This window comes from Pseudoalteromonas fuliginea (assembly GCF_000690055.1).
GTDB lineage: Bacteria > Pseudomonadota > Gammaproteobacteria > Enterobacterales > Alteromonadaceae > Pseudoalteromonas > Pseudoalteromonas fuliginea.
On the sequence record NZ_JJNZ01000191.1, the window covers coordinates 1 to 538 of the forward strand.

The following is a 538-nucleotide window of genomic DNA, read 5'->3' on the forward strand; positions in this document are numbered from 1 at the left end:
CATCCCACCTGCTCCTCTAAAAACTCAACTTGTTTAACTTCAAATTTAGCGTAGCCGTTTTGGCCTTCGCTTTTCTTAACTTTGATCTGATGCGGTGCCACCGTCCAAAACGCACACTGTGAATATTGAGCGTCGATCGCATCATCAATCTGACTGCGCACAATGCCATTAGCTTCCGCTAGTCGGTTGAAGATCCAGTGTTGACGTGAAGTATGCCAAGCAACGATTGCGCCTATTTCCGTGTTGTAGGTGGCTTTTATTGAGTGCTTACCACCACCGCCAACATAAGGCTCGTACTTGGCGCTTAAGCAGTGCACTGTTCGCGTTTCACCCATGGCAATAATTCCAGCTTGACCTGCCTTTTCAGTTAGTTTCTCGTTTGGGTCAACTAGTCGCACTTTACATTCAACGCAATGGCGCGCTGCAATGTCATTGTCAGCATGGCAGTCAGGGCAAACCTTAGCGCTGGAACGGTGTTCGCATCGAATAGGCTTGCCACTCAAAACATACGCCTCTGGATTGCTGCATCGTCGCGAGT

At 48.7% G+C, this 538-nt stretch carries 1 protein-coding gene; it reads right to left on the bottom strand.

The genetic code is table 11. The features are described 5' to 3' along the window. The coding region (locus tag DC53_RS0120960; RefSeq protein WP_206075182.1) for a hypothetical protein at positions 1–398 on the bottom strand (398 nt) is incomplete at its 3' end. Positions 399–538: the final 140 nt, after the last annotated feature.